The sequence below is a fragment of the Microbacterium gilvum genome (assembly GCF_039543865.1).
Classification (GTDB): Bacteria; Actinomycetota; Actinomycetes; order Actinomycetales; family Microbacteriaceae; genus Microbacterium; species Microbacterium gilvum.
This window is the reverse complement of the sequence record NZ_BAABKO010000003.1, coordinates 208,562-225,185: the sequence shown is the minus strand read 5'-3', so window position 1 is coordinate 225,185 and position 16,624 is coordinate 208,562. Positions and strand designations below refer to the sequence as shown.

General features: G+C 71.3%; 16 protein-coding genes and 1 tRNA gene. 6 read left to right on the top strand and 11 right to left on the bottom strand.

What is annotated here, in order from left to right; all coding sequences use genetic code 11:
- Nucleotides 1-59 precede the first annotated feature (59 nt).
- On the top strand, nt 60-1,190 hold the full coding sequence (locus ABD998_RS10250; protein WP_345438749.1) for an alpha/beta hydrolase family protein: 1,131 nt from the start codon (nt 60-62) through the stop codon (nt 1,188-1,190).
- A gap of 4 nt (nt 1,191-1,194) precedes the next feature.
- Here the strand turns inward: ABD998_RS10250 and ABD998_RS10245 are convergent, their stop codons facing one another.
- A complete protein-coding gene (locus ABD998_RS10245; protein ID WP_345438747.1) occupies nt 1,195-1,746 on the bottom strand; it encodes a TetR/AcrR family transcriptional regulator in 552 nt (183 codons plus the stop codon).
- 88 nt (nt 1,747-1,834) lie between these two features.
- On the opposite strand from ABD998_RS10245, the gene ABD998_RS10240 reads away from it, so the two are divergent.
- Entirely contained in the window at nt 1,835-2,632 is a 798-nt protein-coding gene (locus tag ABD998_RS10240; protein ID WP_345438745.1) for an SDR family NAD(P)-dependent oxidoreductase, read from the top strand.
- A 24-nt stretch (nt 2,633-2,656) separates the two neighbouring features.
- Here the strand turns inward: ABD998_RS10240 and ABD998_RS10235 are convergent, their stop codons facing one another.
- From ABD998_RS10235 to ABD998_RS10205, 7 genes are all read right to left on the bottom strand, one after another.
- On the bottom strand, nt 2,657-3,457 hold the full coding sequence (locus ABD998_RS10235; RefSeq protein ID WP_345438743.1) for an NAD-dependent epimerase/dehydratase family protein: 801 nt from the start codon (nt 3,455-3,457) through the stop codon (nt 2,657-2,659).
- Between the two features lie 60 nt (nt 3,458-3,517).
- Nucleotides 3,518-3,787 carry a hypothetical protein gene (locus ABD998_RS10230; protein ID WP_345438741.1) on the bottom strand — a complete coding sequence of 90 codons (270 nt, stop codon included), beginning with the start codon at nt 3,785-3,787 and terminating at the stop codon, nt 3,518-3,520.
- 99 nt (nt 3,788-3,886) lie between these two features.
- Nucleotides 3,887-4,930, bottom strand: coding sequence for a rhamnose ABC transporter substrate-binding protein (gene rhaS, locus ABD998_RS10225; RefSeq protein WP_345438739.1), 1,044 nt, complete (start codon nt 4,928-4,930; stop codon nt 3,887-3,889).
- A 38-nt stretch (nt 4,931-4,968) separates the two neighbouring features.
- A complete protein-coding gene (locus ABD998_RS10220) occupies nt 4,969-6,018 on the bottom strand; it encodes an ABC transporter permease (protein ID WP_345438737.1) in 1,050 nt (349 codons plus the stop codon).
- A complete protein-coding gene (locus tag ABD998_RS10215; RefSeq protein WP_345438735.1) occupies nt 6,015-7,049 on the bottom strand; it encodes an ABC transporter permease in 1,035 nt (344 codons plus the stop codon). The genes ABD998_RS10220 and ABD998_RS10215 overlap by 4 nt, the downstream gene beginning before the upstream one ends.
- Complete coding sequence (locus ABD998_RS10210; protein ID WP_345438733.1) at nt 7,046-8,551, bottom strand: sugar ABC transporter ATP-binding protein; 1,506 nt, start codon at nt 8,549-8,551, stop codon at nt 7,046-7,048. The genes ABD998_RS10215 and ABD998_RS10210 overlap by 4 nt, the downstream gene beginning before the upstream one ends.
- 165 nt (nt 8,552-8,716) lie before the next feature.
- Nucleotides 8,717-9,718 carry a LacI family DNA-binding transcriptional regulator gene (locus ABD998_RS10205; RefSeq protein WP_345438731.1) on the bottom strand — a complete coding sequence of 334 codons (1,002 nt, stop codon included), beginning with the start codon at nt 9,716-9,718 and terminating at the stop codon, nt 8,717-8,719.
- A 121-nt stretch (nt 9,719-9,839) separates the two neighbouring features.
- Here ABD998_RS10205 and ABD998_RS10200 point away from each other — a divergent pair, with 121 nt between their 5' ends.
- Nucleotides 9,840-11,342 (top strand): sugar ABC transporter ATP-binding protein, encoded by a 1,503-nt coding sequence (locus ABD998_RS10200; RefSeq protein ID WP_345438729.1) that lies wholly within the window; start codon nt 9,840-9,842, stop codon nt 11,340-11,342.
- A gap of 34 nt (nt 11,343-11,376) precedes the next feature.
- Here the strand turns inward: ABD998_RS10200 and ABD998_RS10195 are convergent, their stop codons facing one another.
- The 3 genes from ABD998_RS10195 to ABD998_RS10185 form a co-directional block, all read right to left on the bottom strand.
- The gene (locus ABD998_RS10195; RefSeq protein WP_345438727.1) at nt 11,377-12,339 is read right to left on the bottom strand and encodes an acetylxylan esterase; all 963 of its coding nucleotides are present in this window, start codon (nt 12,337-12,339) and stop codon (nt 11,377-11,379) included.
- A 63-nt stretch (nt 12,340-12,402) separates the two neighbouring features.
- A tRNA-Arg gene (locus tag ABD998_RS10190) sits at nt 12,403-12,475 on the bottom strand.
- Nucleotides 12,476-12,629: 154 nt separating this feature from the next.
- Nucleotides 12,630-13,223, bottom strand: a complete 594-nt coding sequence (locus ABD998_RS10185) for a TetR/AcrR family transcriptional regulator (RefSeq protein WP_345438725.1) — start codon at nt 13,221-13,223, stop codon at nt 12,630-12,632.
- 95 nt (nt 13,224-13,318) lie between these two features.
- Here ABD998_RS10185 and ABD998_RS10180 point away from each other — a divergent pair, with 95 nt between their 5' ends.
- From ABD998_RS10180 to ABD998_RS10170, 3 genes are read left to right on the top strand one after another with little or no spacing between them, the layout of a single operon-like run.
- Nucleotides 13,319-14,101, top strand: coding sequence for a nuclear transport factor 2 family protein (locus ABD998_RS10180; protein ID WP_345438723.1), 783 nt, complete (start codon nt 13,319-13,321; stop codon nt 14,099-14,101).
- Nucleotides 14,102-14,139: 38 nt separating this feature from the next.
- Entirely contained in the window at nt 14,140-15,444 is a 1,305-nt protein-coding gene (locus tag ABD998_RS10175) for a C-glycoside deglycosidase beta subunit domain-containing protein (RefSeq protein WP_345438721.1), read from the top strand.
- Nucleotides 15,441-16,604: an FAD-dependent monooxygenase gene (locus tag ABD998_RS10170; RefSeq protein ID WP_345438719.1), complete on the top strand. Its 1,164-nt coding sequence runs from the start codon at nt 15,441-15,443 to the stop codon at nt 16,602-16,604. The genes ABD998_RS10175 and ABD998_RS10170 overlap by 4 nt, the downstream gene beginning before the upstream one ends.
- Nucleotides 16,605-16,624 lie beyond the last annotated feature (20 nt).

Genomic DNA, 16,624 nt, shown 5'->3' with positions numbered 1-16,624 from the left:
AGAAACCGGTTACTCTGCCATCGTACGCACACTCTCGCGAATCCAGGAAGGATGACCCCGTGACACGGCGCGATCTCCGGGGGCTCGAGGGCCTCGACGCCCTCCTCGGCCATCCGTTCTCGGCACCCGCGGAGGCCGTCGACCCCGCAACGCTGCGCAGCCGCCTCCGCGACGAGCTGGGGGTGCCGCCCGCGCCTGCGGCCATCCGCGTCGTGGAGGACGGGAGCTGGACCCGAGACGGCGTCGACGGCGTCGCCCTGCGCTGGAGCGCGGGATTCGGCGCCGACGTCGAGGGCTGGCTGCTACGCCCGGCCGGCGAGCGGCGCGCGCTGCCCGGGATCCTCGCGCTGCACTGCCACGGCGGGATGAAGTTCCACGGCAAGGAGAAGATCGCCGACGGGCCGGTCTCGCCGCGTTTCGCGGCGAACGATGGCCGGGTCGCCGCGTTTCGCGGCGACGCATACGACGGCGTCGCCGTCGCGAACGTCTTCGCCCGCGCCGGATACGCCGTCCTCGCCCACGACGCCTTCGGATGGGGCGGCCGCCGTCAGCGGATCGCCGACATGCCGGAGCGGGTGCGGCGCGCGGCCGAGCGCGACCCCGCCTCGGGCTCGTCCGACGAGTCGGAGCGCTACGACGCCCACGCCGGCGCCGCGGAGGACGCCGTGGCGAAGACGCTCGGTGTGCTCGGCACGTCCTGGGGCGGAATCATCGCGCAGGGCGACCTCGTCGCGGCACGCATCCTCGCGGAACGGGCGGCACCGGGAGGGGTCGTCGCCGTCGGGCACTCCGGCGGCGGCGCCCGAGCGGGCCTGCTCTCCGCGCTCGCCGACGACGCCGTGCGGGGCGCCGGGGTCGTGTCGATGATGTCGACCATCGACGCGGTCCTCGACGGATACGTCCACACCCACACGTGGGCTCTCATGACCCCCGGGCTCGGACGCGTCGGCGAGTGGCCCGACATCGTCGCCGCGCGAGCACCGCGTCCGCTGTTCGTCGGATACGCGACGGGCGATCGCCTCTTCCCGCTCGAGGGGATGCGCGCAGCGGATGCGCGCATCCGTGCGCGCTACCGCGTCGCCGGGGCACCCGATGCCTACCGGGCGCACTGGGCGGACGCGCCGCACTCGTTCCGCGCACCCGCGCAGCACGCCTTCCTCGACTGGGCGTCCGAGCTGTTCGCGAGCTGAGGGGTCAGCGCGGCGAGAGGGCGCGCGCGAACAGCGCGCGCGACCGCGTCAGCACGTCGGCCTGCTCCTCGGGCGCGGCCGCGGCGACCGTGCGGGCGAGCATCGTGACGACGAGGAGGACGTCCTCGCGCGCGATGGCGCCGTCCACCCGCCCCGCCGCCTGGTCGGCTGCGAGAAGCGCGCCGACGAGCACGGCCATCCGCTCGCCGATGTGCTGCACAGCCGGGACGTCGCGCGCCGAGACGACGGCATCGAGGAAAGCTGCCGACATGCGCGCTTGCGCGACGATGGCGTCGAACAGCGCGTCGAGGCTGCCGGCGCGCTCGAGCTCGTCGATGTTGTCCTCGAAGACGGCCGCGGCGAGCTCGATCTTCGTCGGGAAGTGGCGGTAGAGGCTGCCCTGGCCGACTCCCGCACGCCGCGCGATGGCGCTGAACGCGACCTCGAGACCGCCCGCGGCGAACTCCTCCCGCGCGGCCGCGATGAGGGCGCGGCGATTGTCCGCCGCGGCGGCGGGGCCGCGGTTCGGGCGGGGCCCTTCCCTCTCGTCTGCCACAGGGCTATCGTATAACCGGACAGCATCGTCCGGTTGCTGTCCGGCGGACGATGGATCGTCTGCGATCAGCAGGGAAAGGATGGCCGTCATGAGCGACGCCGCAACGCAGGGACCCCGGCTCCAGAGCTGGGAGGAGAGGATCACGGCAGGCCGCTTCGCCGGCAGGACGGTCGTCGTGACGGGTGCCGGTTCCGGCATCGGCCGCGCCACGGCCTCGCGCATCGCGCGAGAGGGCGGACACGTCGTCGCCGTCGACGTCAGCCAGGAGCGCCTCGACGCGTTGGCAGCGGAGCTCCCCGACGCGGAGATCACGACGATCGTCGCCGACATCACCGACGACGCGGGCGTCGCGGCGATCGTCGGGGCCGCGGGCGACCGCATCGACGGGCTCGCGAACATCGCCGGGATCATGGACCGCATGCAGCCCGCGCACGAGGTCGACCAGGACGTGTGGGACCGCGTCATCTCGGTCAACCTCACCGGGACGTTCAAGCTCATGAAGGCCGTCGTCCCCGCGATGCTCGCGGCCGGATCGGGAGCCATCGTCAACGTCGCATCCGAGGCCGGGCTGCGCGGCTCCGCCGCCGGCGCCGCCTACACCGCGTCGAAGCACGCCGTCGTGGGCCTGACGAAGAGCAGCGCGTTCATGTACGCCGACTCGGGCCTGCGCATCAACGCCGTCGCGCCGGGCGCCGTCGCGACGAACATCGAGTCGGTGTTCGCCTCCGAGCTCGGCGCCGCGCGCGTGCAGCGCGGCATGGCGCTCATCCCGAGCATCGCTCAGTCCGCTCAGCTGGCGTCGTCGATCGCGTACCTGCTGAGCGACGACGCCACGAACCTCAACGGCGTCATCCTGCCCTCGGACGGCGGCTGGTCGGCGGCCTGAGACGATCGCCGCGACGACGCCGCATCACCCGCCGAGCGGATGGTCCTGCCTCGTCGACGGGCCACCGATCGGCTCCGCGGCATCGAGGTCCGTCGAGGGCCCGTGCCCGAGGACGACGGATGCGTCGTCCTCGGGTGCGAAGCCGATCGCCTCGCCAGCGACGAGGTCGAACCATCCCGGAGCATTCCGCGAGACGCCCCACACGACATGATGGCGGCCGTCCCGCAGGGCGATCGCGGCCTCGCACAACCGCGCCGCGTCGTCGGGCGAGAACCATGTCGCCTCGGCGCGCCCCCGCTCGGGCGCGAGCAGGAAGGTGCAGATCCGACCGCTCACGACGGACATCCCGAACCGGTCGGCGAACACGCTGCCCAGGGCCTCCATGGCGGCCTTCGACACCCCGTAGTACGAGTCGGGCCGCGCGGCGGCGACGGGAAGCGGACGGTCGGTGGGCGGGCTCTCGAACCCCGCGGCGTGCACGGAGCTCGCCAGCATCACGCTGCGCACGCCGCCGTCCCGCGCTGCTTCCAGCACCGCCCGGGTGCCGTCGATGTTCACCGCCATCAGGTCGCTCCACGCGGTCTCCGATGCGATGCCCGCGAGATGGACGACGGCGTGGGCACCGTCGCATGCCCGCCGGAGCGCGTCTTCATCGTGCAGCGCGCAGCGGATCCACTCGCCCGCTCGGCCCTCGGCCGGATGCGCCGCGTCGAGCAGCCGCAGCGCCCGGCCGTCACGCCGCAGGCGGGGCACGACGGCCGATCCGATGCGTCCGGCCGCCCCTGTGACGACGACGACCTCGTTCGCGTTCCGTGCATGCGCCATGTTCCCGACGATGCCCGAGGGCGACGGTGCGGAGAAGGGGGTTGCGCCGTCAGCGGCGCGTCACCAGACGATGCCGCCGCCCGCCGAGATCCCGCCCCAGGTGAGCAGCACGAAGATCGCGGCGAAGACGACCGGCGCGATGCCCTGGCCGCTCCGCGCGAGCCCCTTGAGCAGCGCGATCACGGTGAGAACGGCCGCGACGATCGAGAGCCCTCCGCCGAGGATCAGCCCGATGAAGAGCGGGATCGGCATGAGCACGAGACCGGCGAGGCCGACCCAGAAGCCCGCCCAGGCGGTGGGGTTGCGACGGCGTTCGAGGGAGCGCGACATGCGGCCATTATCCGGGGCCCGCATGGGAGATCCCGGAGCGCACACGACCGCCCCCCCGGCCATCCGCGTGGATGGCCGGGGGTGCGAGGGCGGATCGGCTCAGAAGTCGAAGTCGCCGATGTTGTCCGCGTCGAACACGAACGGGTCGCCCAGCAGCACGACGCCGTCGGCGCCGACCGTGTACTCGCCGAGGTCGCCCGCCTCGAACGTGTCGCCCTCGGCGCCCGTGATGTCACCCGCGATGAGCGCCTGCGCCGCGTACGCGGAGAGGTAGCCGAGGTCCTCCGGGTTCCACAGCGCGAACGCCGTGACGGTGCCGTCCTCGACGTACTCGCGCATCTGGTTCGGCGTGCCGAGGCCCGTGACGGCGACCTCGCCCTGGAAGTCGGACGTCTGGATGTAGCGCGCGGCCGCCGCGATGCCGACCGTCGTCGGGGAGATGATCCCCTCCAGGTCGGGGTGCGACTGCAGCAGCGCCGCCGTCTTGTCGAACGACGTCTGGTCGTCGTCGTCGCCGTAGACCGTCTCGACGAGGGTGATGTCGGGGTAGTCGCTCGCGAGGTACTCCTCCATGAGCTCGATCCACGCGTTCTGGTTGGTCGCGTTGGCGGCGGCCGAGAGGATGGCGATCTCGCCGTCGCCGCCGATCTGCTCGGCGATGAGGTCGACCTGCACCTTGGCGATGCCCTCGGCGTCGGCCTGGTTCACGAACAGGTCGCGGCACTCGGGGTTCGTGTCGGAGTCGAAGGTGACGACCTTCACGCCCGCGTCGCGGGCCTCGTTCAGCGCATCGCAGATCGCCTGGGGGTCGTTGGCCGACACGACGAGCGCTCCGACGCCCTGCTGCGTCGCGGTGTTGATGTAGCTCACCTGCGCGTCGGGCGTCGCCTCGGCCGGCCCGACCTCGGCGAACGTGCCGCCGAACTCCTCGACGGCGCGCTCGCCGCCCGTCGACGACGTGTCGAAGTACGGGTTGCCGAGGTTCTTCGGCAGGAACGTGATCGAGAGGTTGCCGGTGTCTCCGCCGGCGTCTCCCCCGTCGGAGCCGGAGCCCGAGCCGGTGTCGAGCGCGCAGCCCGAGAGCGTGATCGCGACGGCCATCGTCAGCGCGGCCGCTGCCGCGCCCTTGCGTGCAAACGTCATTGTCTTCCTTTCGTGGGGGTGGATGGTCCGGGCGGGGCTCATGCTGTGGCGCCCCGTGCCCGGACGTTCCCTGGCCGGCGCCGCGACTTCTGCAGCCAGGCCAGGAGGCTCGCCGACACCACGGAGGCCACGAGCAGCGCCCCCGTGATGATGTTGATGACGTCGGACGTGACGTTCGCGAGACGCAGGGCGCTCGCGAGCACGCCGATGAGGAGCACGGCGGCGATGACGCCGTGGATGCGGCCGCGGCCGCCGAACACCGAGACCCCGCCGAGCACGACGGCCGCGATGACCTGCAGCTCCATGCCCGTCGCGTTGTCGCCGCGGGCGCTGCCGAACCGCAGCGTGTAGTAGATGCCCGCGAAGGCCGACACGACGCCGGCGAGGACGAACAGCGTGAACTTCGTGCGGTCGACGGAGACGCCCGAGAAGTGCGCCGCCTCCTTCGACAGGCCGATGGCGTAGACGCCCCGGCCGAACGGCGTGAAGTGCAGGATGACGACGAAAACGGCGAGCAGGATGAGGAACGGCACGATCACGGCAGGGATGGGCGTGCCGGCGAACTTCGCCTTGGCGAGCGCCGCCCACGTGTCGGGGAAGGTCGTGACCGCGGTCGTGCCGAGCAGCCCCACGGCGAGACCGCGGAACAGCGCGAGCGTCCCGATCGTCACGGCGAGCGACGGGAGCCCGACGACCGTGACGAGGAAGCCGTTGAACGCGCCGCCCACGGCGCCGACCACGAGGGCGGCGAGCGCGGCGACCTCGAACGGCGCTCCCGCCTGCACGAGCACGCCGGTGACGACGCTCGCGAGCCCGACCATGCTGCCGACCGAGAGGTCGATCTCGCCCGTGATCATGACGAGCGTCATCGGCAGCGCGATGAGGAGGATGGGCGCCACGTCGAGGATGAGGTAGGTGAACGTGATCGGCTGCGCGAACCCGCGCACCGTGAGCGAGGCGATGAGCACGACGAGGGCGAGCAGGCCGATCACGGCCGCCTCGCGGTTGATGACGAGGCGCTTCCACAGCGGCCGGTCGAAGTCGTGGACCACGCGGTTCGTCGACGTGGTGACGGGTGCGGTGGTCATGACTGGTCCCTCGCCTCGATGAGCCGACGTCGCTGCCGCACCGCGAGCACGCGGTCGAGCACGATGGCGCCGATGATGAGCAGGCCGACGACGGCGCGCTGCCAGAAGTCGGGGATGCCGAGGATCGGCAGCGCCCGGTTGATGGTCATGAGGAGCATGGCGCCGATCGCCGCTCCCCACACGGAGCCCACCCCGCCGACGATGGCGACGCCGCCGATGACGGCAGCGCCGACCGCGTCGAGCTCCCAGCCCGACCCTGCCTGCGAGTTGACGGTTCCGTAGCGCGCGGCGTAGAAGACGCCCGCGAGCCCCGCGAGCGCGCCCGAGAGGACGAAGGCCGTGAGCAGGCGGCGGGTCACCCGGAGTCCGTACAGCTGAGCGGCGGCGGGGTCGGACCCGATCGCGTAGTACTCGCGTCCTCCGCGGGTGTTCTTCATGTACCAGGCGGCGGCCGCCAGCACGACGAGGGCGACGAGCGACAGGATCGGGATCGTGAGGATCTGACCCGTGCCGAGAGCGAGGAAGTCGCGCGGCATGTCGGAGGCGTTGACGCGGTCGCTTCCCGTCCACAGCACGTTGATGCCGCGGTAGGCGTACAGCGTGCCGAGCGTGATGACCATCGCCGGCACCTTCGCGAACGCGACGAGCGCGCCGTTGACGAGGCCGAGCACCGCTCCGAGGAGGACGGCGAGCACGACGACGACGCCGATGGGGATGCCGGGGACGTCGATGAAGAGACGCCCCGTGAGATAGGCCGACAGCCCCATCACCGACCCGACCGAGAGGTCGACGTTGCGTGTGATGAGCACGATGGCCTGGCCCACGGCGACGAGCACGAGGATCGACGGCGTGAGCAGGAGGTCGCGCCATCCGTCGGCGCTGAAGAGGAACGCGGGGTTCTTCGTCGTCGCCGCGCCGACGACGAGCACGAGCGCCAGCAGGATGCCGAACTCGCGCGCCTTGCCGAGCGCGCCGATGCGGCGGGTCACATCCGACGCCGGGATGGCCCGCGTCGCGTCCGTCGCGGTCATGCCGCCTCCTCGTTCGCGTGGGTCGCCGCGTGCATGACGTTCTCGCTCGTCGCGTCCGCCCGCTCGATCTCCGCCGTGATGCGTCCCTCCCGCATGACGAGCACGCGGTCGGCCATGCCGAGCACCTCCGGCAGCTCGGACGAGATCATGAGCACGCCCATCCCCCGCTGCGCGAGCTGCGAGAGCAGGCGGTGCACCTCCGACTTCGTGCCGACGTCGATGCCGCGCGTTGGCTCGTCGATGATGAGCACGCGGGGGTCGGTGGCGAGCCACTTCGCCAGGACGACCTTCTGCTGGTTGCCGCCCGACAGCGTGGCGGCGACGGTGTCGAGCGCGTTGCTCTTCACCTCGAGGCGGCTCGCCCACTCGCGTGCCGCGCGGTTCTCGATGCCCGTCGTGATGAGCCCGTAGTTCGCGAGCCGGCGCCGGATCGCGAGGGTGATGTTCTCGCCCACCCCCGCCTCGACGACGAGCCCCTGCTTGCGGCGGTCCTCCGGCACGAGGGCGAGCCCTGAGCGCATGGCGGCGGCGGGGCTGTTCTTCGGGATCGCGGCCCCCGCCATCCGGACGGAGCCCTCGCGATAGTCGTCGACGCCGAAGACGGCGCGGGCGACCTCGCTGCGGCCGGCGCCGACGAGGCCGGCGAGGCCCACGATCTCGCCTGCGTGCACCGTGAGCGAGATGTCGGAGAAGACGCCGGGGCTCGTGAGCCCCGTGACCTCGAGCAGCGGGGCGCCCTTCTCGGCGTCGAGCTTGGGGAAGAGCTCGGTCACCTCGCGGCCGACCATCTGGCGCACGATGGCGTCGACGCTCGTGTCGGCGATGCGGTCGGTGGCGATGTACGCCCCGTCGCGCATGACCGTGACGGTGTCGCACAGCGCGAACACCTCGTCGAAGCGGTGCGAGATGAAGATGAGCCCGCGCCCCTCGTCTCGCAGGCTCCGCGCGATCGCGAAGAGCCGGTCCACCTCGACGCCCGAGAGCGCGGCGGTGGGCTCGTCCATGATGAGCAGCGAGGCGTCGAGCGAGACGGCCTTGGCGATCTCGATGACCTGCTGGTCGGCGATCGACAGGCCCTCCGCCGGACGGTCGGGGTCGATCGAGACGCCGAGGCGCGTGAAGAGCCGCTCCACCTCGTGCCGCATCGCCCTCCGGTCGATACGGCCGAAGCGCGTCGTCGGCTGCCGCCCCATGAAGATGTTCTCGGTCACCGAGAGGTCGGGGAAGAGGGTCGGCTCCTGGTAGATGACGGCCACGCCCGCCGCCTTCGACTGCGCCGTCGACGTGAAGTCGACGTCGTCGCCGCGCAGGCGGAAGACGCCCGCGTCCCGCTGGTAGAGGCCCGCGACGATCTTCACGAGGGTGGACTTGCCCGCCCCGTTCTCGCCGACGAGCGCGTGGATGGAGCCCGCGTCGACGGAGATCGTGCCCGAGCGCAGTGCGATGACTGAGCCGAAGGCCTTCTCCACGTCGCGCAGCTCCAGCACCGGCGTCTTCGCCATACTGCTCCTGCCCTCTTCGTCGAGGACGAATCTGAATCGATTCAGTCCTGGTGGCTGCCAGCGTAGGGACGTCGACGAGGAACTGTCAAGCGGATGCCGGAAACGTGATGCGACAGAGCCGTGAACACACCTGAACCGATTCAGGAGCGTGGCGGAGCGTGCGGTTCAGGCGGATGCGCGGACGATGAGCTCGGGCTGGAACACCGTCTGGCGCGGAATCGCCTCCGGATCGGTGGATTCCTCGAGCAGGATGCGCAGCGCCGTCCGCCCGATCACACGGCTCGGCTGGCGGAGCGAGGTGAGCGGCACGGCGGCCGCCGCCGCGAACGGGATGTCGTCGAAGCCGATGAGCGCGATCTCGTCAGGGACGAGCGAGCGCCCGTCGACGACGAGCGACTGCAGGAGGCCCAGCGCGAGCAGGTCGTTGCCCGCGAACACGGCATCCGGTCGCTCCCGACGGGGGCGCGCGAGGATGCGCTCCCCCGCGGCGGCACCCTCTGCGACAGTCATGGCCTCCGTTGCCACGACCTCGAGCTCGACGTCGGCGTCGCTGTCGTCGACGGCGATGCGCGCGCCCGCGAGTCGGTCGTTCATCTGGCGGAGGTCGTACGGCCCGCCGACCACGGCGATGCGCCGCCGGCCCGTCCCGATGAGGTGCTCGGCGGCCATCCTGCCGCCGGCGAGGCTGTCGACCGAGACCGAGGAGAACCTCCCGTCCCCGCTGAACCTGTCGATGAGCACGGAGGGGATGCCGCGGGCGCGCAGCCGCGCGAGCTGCGACGTCACGTCGCCGTGCGGCGCGATCAGCACGCCGCGCACCTGCTGCTCCTCGAAGAGGTCGAGGTACATCCGCTCGCGCGCGACGTCCTCATCGGTGTTGCCGTGGATGAGGGCGATGCCGTGGCGGAAGGCCTCGTCCTCCGCTCCCCGGACGACGTCGTTGAAGAACGGGTTCTGACCGTCCAGCACGACGAAGCCGACCGTGCGGCTGACGCCCGCCCGCAGACGGCGGGCCGCGTCGTTGCGCACGTAGGCCAGCTGCTCGATGGCGGAGTTCACGCGCGTCACGGTGTCGGGGGCGACCTCGTCCGGCCGGTTCAGCACGTTCGAGACGGTTCCGACGGACACGCCGGCGAGCTGCGCGACGTCGCGGATGCTCGCGGCCACGTGCCCTCCTCTGCCCGACGTCGCGCCTCATGCACCGGCGCACGGCGTTCGCGACTAGCCCTAGAGTAGTCGGCACCGGATCGAATCGATTCAGCCCCGTTCAACGCCGAGGGAGGATGGCATGCCCGCGCGCGATCCCGACGCGCCGCCCGTCCTCGAGCTCCGCCGCGTCGTGAAGTCGTTCGGCCCCGTCGTCGCGCTCCGCTCGGCGAGCCTCGTCCTGGAGGCGGGTTCCGTGCACGCGCTGGTGGGCGAGAACGGCGCGGGCAAGTCGACCACGGTGGGGGTCATCGCAGGCGTCCACCGCCGCGACGGCGGCCGCTTCGAGATCGACGGCGAGGTGGTCGACTTCGCCTCGACGGCGCAGGCGCGCGACGCCGGCATCGCCGTCATCTACCAGGAGCCGACGCTGTTCGGCCATCTCTCGGTCGTCGAGAACATCTTCATGGGACGGCAGCCGCGCGGACGCGTCGGCATCGACCGGCGGGCCATGCGCGACGAGGTGCTGCGCGTGTTCGGCCGCCTCGGCGTCCGCATCGACCCCGATCTCCCCGCAGACGGCCTCTCGATCGCCGACCGTCAGATCGTCGAGATCGCGAAGGCCCTCACGCTCGACGCGCGCATCCTCGTCATGGACGAGCCCACGTCGGCGCTCTCGGGAGCCGAGGCGGAGCGCCTGTTCGCGATCGTGCGCAGCCTGCGCGACGACGGCAGGGCGATCCTGTTCATCTCGCACCGCTTCGCGGAGATCTTCGACCTGTGCGACACGGTGACGGTCATGCGCGACGGCGCCTTCGTCGACACCGTGCCGATCGACGACACGACGGTCGACGAGCTCGTGGCGGCCATGGTGGGGCGCGACGTGACGGAGCTGTACCCCAAGCAGGCGGCGCCGATCGGCGAGACCGTGCTGCGCGTGTCCGGCCTCACGCGCGTCGGAGCGTTCCGCGACGTGTCGTTCGAGGTCCGATCCGGTGAGATCGTGGGGCTCGCGGGGCTCGTCGGATCGGGTCGCAGCGCACTGGCTCGCGCCGTCTTCGGCGTCGACCGCTACGACGCGGGCCGCGTCGAGGTGGCGGGCGCGGCCGTCCGCCCCGGGGCGCCGGCCGCAGCCATCCGCGCGGGGATGGCGCTCCTCCCCTCCGACCGCCGCCGCCACGGCGTGGTGCCGGCGATGAGCGTGGCGCGCTCGATCGCCCTCGCCGCACGAGGCCGGCTCGCGCGCAGCGGCCTGCTCACCTCCCGCGCGGAACGCGCCGTCTCGCGGGCATGGGTGGAGCGCCTGCGGATCCGCGCGAGCGCCCTGGACGCGCCCGTCGGCACCCTGAGCGGAGGGAGCCAGCAGCGCGTCGTGCTGGCGAAGTGGCTGGCGACCGGGCCCCGCCTCCTCATCGTCGACGAGCCCACGCGCGGGATCGACGTCGCGTCGAAGGCCGAGGTGCACCGGCTGCTGAGCGCGCTCGCCGCCGAGGGCATGGCGGTGCTCATGATCTCGTCGGAGCTGCCCGAGGTGCTCGGCATGGCCGACCGCGTCCTCGTGATGCGGGAGGGCCGCATCGCCGCCGACCTGCCGCGCGATGCCGCGACGCCGGAGGCGGTCATCCGCGCCGCCACCGGCGGATAGCGACGGCACCGGCGGACAGCACGGCGCCGTCCGCTCAGCGGCGTCCCGGGATCTCCGCGAGGTCGCCCGCAGCGAGGAACTCGACGCCGTGCCGGCGCACGCGGCGCTCGGCCTCGTCGGCGAGGGGGCCGTCGAGGTGGCCGACCTCCCGCACCGTGAGCCGCTTCTCCCCTCCGAGGGCGTGGTAGACGGCGAACTGCCCGCGCGGGTCGACGGAGGGGTCCTGCAGCGCAGCGGCCACGAGCACGGGGATGCGGATGCGGCGCGCGGCGATCGCGGCGTCGAACCAGTCGAGGGTGGCGCGATCCTCGGGGTGGTCGACGAGATGACGGCGCACGGCCTCCCCGCTGCCCGTGCAGAGGCGGCTCAGCCGCATCGGGAAGTGCCCGAAGCTCGGCACGTCGAGGACGGCGCGCCGGAAGCGGTCGTCGAACGCGAGCGCGAGGGCGCCGATCCCGCCCCCGAAGCTCACGCCCAGGTAGTCGAGGCGGTGCCGCGCTCCGGGCGCGGCGTCGAGGAGGAGCGAGGCGGCACGCCAGATGTCCGCGACGGCGAAGCGGTGCGCGTACGTCTCGCGATCGGCGATGCCGTGCAGCACGTGGTCCGAGCCGATCGCGGGGAAGGCGCTCTTGACGTAGCGCGAGAACCCGTTCGCGACGGGGAAGACCGCTGCGACTCCCGCGGGGACGCGATCCATCTCCGGCGCATCGCGCCCGCCGTAGCCGTGTCCGAACACGAGCCCGCCGTGCACGGGCGCCGCCGGCAGCGCGAGCCATGCCGTGGCGCGCTCGCCCGCCGACGAGGCGAACGAGATGCGCTGCACCGTGTGGGCCGCGGTCTCGACCTCCTCCTCGACGGCGACGTCGAGCCCGGGGGCGAGCAGCTCCGTCCGGGTCCTGCCCCAGAACGCGTCGAAGTCGTCGGGCTCGGCGAGCGGGGCCGGCGGCGACAGGAGCCCTGCGAGGTCGTAGATCGTGAGCTCCTCGCCCGGTCGCATCGTCGCGCTCTCCCCTCGGGTAGCAGGAAGGCCCCCGCCGAAGCGAGGGCCTTCCCTGTGATGTGCGCCCGAAGGGACTCGAACCCCTAACCTTCTGATCCGTAGTCAGATGCTCTATCCATTGAGCTACGGGCGCAATCTCCGTTGCCGCGGCAACCGTATGAGCATACAACGCCCGCCGACGCGGGGCCAAATCGAGTGCTCGCCTCCGGGAGTGTCGCGGCGCCGAGGCCCCGCCGATCGCTCGATCGACGACACCCGGGCTGAACAGCCTCCTCCCCCACCCAGCACTAGGCGAGAAGGAGGCCGAACATGGTCTCGAGGGTGTCGGTCAGCTCGTCGACGCTCTGCGTCGGAGACCGCAGGAGGAGCTGGAGCGCGAGTCCGTCGCGCAGGGCGACGAGACCCGAGGCGAGCTGGTCGACGTCGACGCCCGCGACGATGGACCCCTCCCGCTGCATGTCGCTGAGGGTCGCACGGAGGTCGTGATGGATCCGCGTGTAGACATCGCGGAAGAAGTCGTGGGCGGGATGGTCGGGGCGGGTCGCCTCCGCGGCGAGCTGCGTGAACATGGCCGTGATCCCCGGGGCGGCGGCATTCGCCCGCGTCACCGCGACGATCGCCCGGAAGGGCGAGCCCGACTCCGCCAGCACGCGCCCGAACAGCTCCTGATCGGCCTCGTCGCGCTGGCGGAGCAGCGCCATGAGGAGCCCCTCTTTGCTCCCGAAGTGGTGGAGGAGGCCCTGTCGCGTGATCCCGCAGGCGTCGGCGATCTCCTGCACCGTGACCCCGTCGAAGCCCGCGCGCCCGAAGGCGCGGGTCGCCTCGTCCAGGATCTGCCGCTGACGAGCAAGGCCCGGCGCGTACCTGCTTCCTGCTGACACGGTCTCACCTAACCACAGAACGAATGCTTACGCACGCGCAAGTGTTCGTGCTAGCGTCGCGACGTCGATCACCCGCCAGGCAAAGGAGCTTCACCGTGTCCGACACCATCACTGCGGCATCCCTCGAGGAGATCACCGCCGAGCTCACCGCTCTTCGCGAGGAGGTCCTCGCCGCGCGTGCGCTCGCGCAGCGTGCGGAGGACCGCGGGCGCGTGGAGAACCTGTTCAACCGCTACATGCATCTGCACAACGCCTTCGAGGACGAGCAGATCATCCCCCTGTGGGTGAAGGAGGGCACCGAGGGCATCCGCGCGCGCTACACGAACGCGGGGCAGTACACCACGTGGCAGAGCGTGACCGACTACCACCGCGGCCGCCCGCACCCGGTCGGCAAGCTCATCCTCCACGCCACCAGCACCCCGGTCATCGAGGTCGCCGCCGACGGGAAGACGGCCAAGGGCGTCTGGCTCATGGCCGGCACCGAGTCGGGGCTCACCGACCCGAAGGTCGCCGAGGCGTTCCCCGACATGTACTCCCCCGAGGAGGTGCTCGGCCAGAAGGTCTGGGCGCACTGGGTGTGGTGCAAGTACGCCATCGACTTCCTCAAGCAGGACGGCGAGTGGAGGTTCTGGAAGTTCCGCTGCTACGAGCTCGCCCGCGCGCCGTTCGAGGAGAACTGGGTCGCCTTCGGCCTCAAGAACCAGGGCGCCTTCGACCTCGACCTCATGTACTTCGGCGACGACGGCAAGCCCGTCTTCATGCCGCCGGCGGACGAGCCGGTGCCGTCGGGGAACCATCCGTACAGCCCAGAGACGGTGCAGAAGCTCGAGCCGGAGCCGCCGGTGCCGCACGAGACCTTCACCGACACCTTCGCCTGAACCATCCGCCCCGCACCCCACCGAAAGGGACAGCACCGATGCTGCTCGAACGCGACCTCATCCAATCCGTCGGCTTCCGAAACGTCCGCGAGGGCGATGACATCACGGGGTTCCAGTTCCGTGTGCGCATGCCGTCGTACCGCGGCATGGCGGCCAGCCTCATCGACGGCATCGGAGTGAGCATCCCCGGGATCGTCGACGTCGGACCGGACATCCCCCTCTGGACCCTGCAGGGGAGGACCCTCACGCTCGCCGAGCTGTGGGAGAGCGAGGACCTGCGCTGGCCGCTGGAGGACGCTGCGGTCATCACCGTCCCGCTGCCGGGCGGCCTGCCAGACGGGACCCACGAGCTCTCGATCGACCTGCGCCTGCGGATGTCGTACATCCCGCAGGAGCATCAGCCCAGCAGGTACCGGGTCACCAAGCACGTGACCCTCTCGCCCGAGGCGAGCGGCCGGCCGTTCCGCTACGGCGTCAGCCTGTACAGCTTCATGAGCGACTACGGCACCGTGCTCGACCTCGAGACGGCGATGGCCGGGATCGCCGATCTCGGTGCGACCGGCATCGAGATCCTCGGAGAGGGCCACATCCCCGACTACCCCAACCCGTCGCAGGAGTGGGTCGACGACTGGTTCCGCCTGCTCGGGAAGTACGGTCTCGAGCCCACCAACTACGGCTCGTGGATCGACACCCGCCTGCACTCGAGCGGCCCGAACGGCCGCGACATGACGGTCGAGGAGGGCGCGCAGCAGCTCCAGCGCGACCTGCGGCTCGCGGGACGCCTGGGCTTCCGATTCGTGCGGCCCAAGATCGGCGTCGTCTCCGGCGACCTCGTCCCTCACCCCATCTGGACGGAGGTCATCGAAGCCTCGCTGCCCCTGGCGGAGGAACTCGACATCATCATCTGCCCGGAGATCCACTCGCCGACTCCGATCAGGCACGAGGTCGTCGAGGAGTACATCGAGTTCATCGAGCGCACGGGCACGAAGCACTTCGGCATCCTGATCGACACCGGGATCTTCCAGGACCGCCCGATCCCGCTCCGTCCCGGCGAACTCCCCGGCGGACGTCCGGCGTTCCTCGACGGGATCCACGTCGACCCCGCGGACTTCGCCGCCGTCGCCCCGTACACCGTGTTCGTGCAGGCGAAGTTCCACGACATCGACGAGGACCTCGAAGACCAGCAGATCCCGTGGGAGCCGGTGCTCCGGGCCATGCGGGATGCCGGCTACACCGGCTACCTCTCCAGCGAGTACGAGGGCGAACGCGAGCCGTGGCGATCGATCGAGCAGGTCCGCCGCCAGCACTCGCTCCTGCGACAGGTCGCGGACGGGCTCTCATGACGCAGCCGTTGAGAGTCCTCGTCGTCGGCGCCGGCATCGGCGGGCTGACGACGGCCTCGGCGCTGGCGCGGATCGGCGCGCACGTCGACGTCATCGACGACAAACCCGAGATCAGCGTCGCCGGCGTCGGCTTCGGCCTCCGCATCAACGGCCTCCGAGCGGTGCGCGACATCGGGCTGCTGGAGAAGTGCCTCGAGATCGGCCACCCCGCTCCGGCGATCGACAACTACGACGCCGACGGGAACCTCCTCAGCACCATGAGCTACGGCTCGCAGGACGACGGCCTCCCGGGCTGCGTGACGATGTCGAGGATGGCCTTCCTCGAGATGGCCGCGCAGCACGCCCTCGACAACGGGTGCACCTTCCGCCTGGGCACGACCGTCGCCCGACTGACGCAGGACGACGCGAAGGCGAGCGTGACCTTCCGCAGCGGCGACCAGGGCGAGTACGACCTCGTCCTCGGCTTCGACGGCCTCCACTCGCAGATTCGCCGCGACCACTTCGGCGAGAAGTACGCGCCGCGCCCGGTGGGCGGCGTGGCGTGGCGCGCGGGGCTCCCGAATCGCCGCAGGATCATGCAGCCGATCATCAGCCAGGGCTACGGCGGCAAGATCATGCTCACCCCGCTGTCGGAGGACCAGATGTACATGGTCCTCACACTGGCGGAGGAAGGGCGCCCTCGATACGAGGCGGCGAACATGGCCCAGATCATGCACGACCGCGCCGTCGCCCTCACGGGAGGCTCCGAGTTCCTCGCCGACGCGCTGGAAGACGTCCGCCACGCCGAGAACGTCGCCTACACCCCCTACTCGACCGTGTGGGTGCCGTACCCGTGGTTCCGCGGCCGTGTCATGATCATGGGCGACGCCGCCCACACGATGACCCCGTACCTGGGGTCGGGAGCCGCCATGAGCATCGAGGACGGCGTCGTCCTCGCGCAGGAGCTGGCGAAGGACGAGTCCCTGCTCGACGCCCAGCTGAACGTCATGAAACGCCGCCTGCCCCGCGTCCGCGCCGTCCACGAGCGCTCGATCGAGTCGATGCTCGAGGAGTTCGACTCCGTGACACCGGAGGCGTACCGCGCCCGCATCGAGCACCTCCGTCACGACGAGCCGATCGCGAACGAGTACGCGAACCGTCTCCTGCGGATGCCCTACTGATGCACCGATCGCCCTCCACC

Coding starts and splice junctions, on each gene's coding strand:
- ABD998_RS10175 (WP_345438721.1), top strand. CDS start 14,140: ATGCTGCTCGAACGCGACCTCATCCAATCCGTCGGCTTCCGAAACGTC.
- ABD998_RS10170 (WP_345438719.1), top strand. CDS start 15,441: ATGACGCAGCCGTTGAGAGTCCTCGTCGTCGGCGCCGGCATCGGCGGG.
- ABD998_RS10240 (WP_345438745.1), top strand. CDS start 1,835: ATGAGCGACGCCGCAACGCAGGGACCCCGGCTCCAGAGCTGGGAGGAG.
- rhaS (WP_345438739.1), bottom strand. CDS start 4,930: ATGACGTTTGCACGCAAGGGCGCGGCAGCGGCCGCGCTGACGATGGCC.
- ABD998_RS10200 (WP_345438729.1), top strand. CDS start 9,840: ATGCCCGCGCGCGATCCCGACGCGCCGCCCGTCCTCGAGCTCCGCCGC.
- ABD998_RS10215 (WP_345438735.1), bottom strand. CDS start 7,049: ATGACCGCGACGGACGCGACGCGGGCCATCCCGGCGTCGGATGTGACC.
- ABD998_RS10210 (WP_345438733.1), bottom strand. CDS start 8,551: ATGGCGAAGACGCCGGTGCTGGAGCTGCGCGACGTGGAGAAGGCCTTC.
- ABD998_RS10195 (WP_345438727.1), bottom strand. CDS start 12,339: ATGCGACCGGGCGAGGAGCTCACGATCTACGACCTCGCAGGGCTCCTG.
- ABD998_RS10220 (WP_345438737.1), bottom strand. CDS start 6,018: ATGACCACCGCACCCGTCACCACGTCGACGAACCGCGTGGTCCACGAC.
- ABD998_RS10235 (WP_345438743.1), bottom strand. CDS start 3,457: ATGGCGCATGCACGGAACGCGAACGAGGTCGTCGTCGTCACAGGGGCG.
- ABD998_RS10230 (WP_345438741.1), bottom strand. CDS start 3,787: ATGTCGCGCTCCCTCGAACGCCGTCGCAACCCCACCGCCTGGGCGGGC.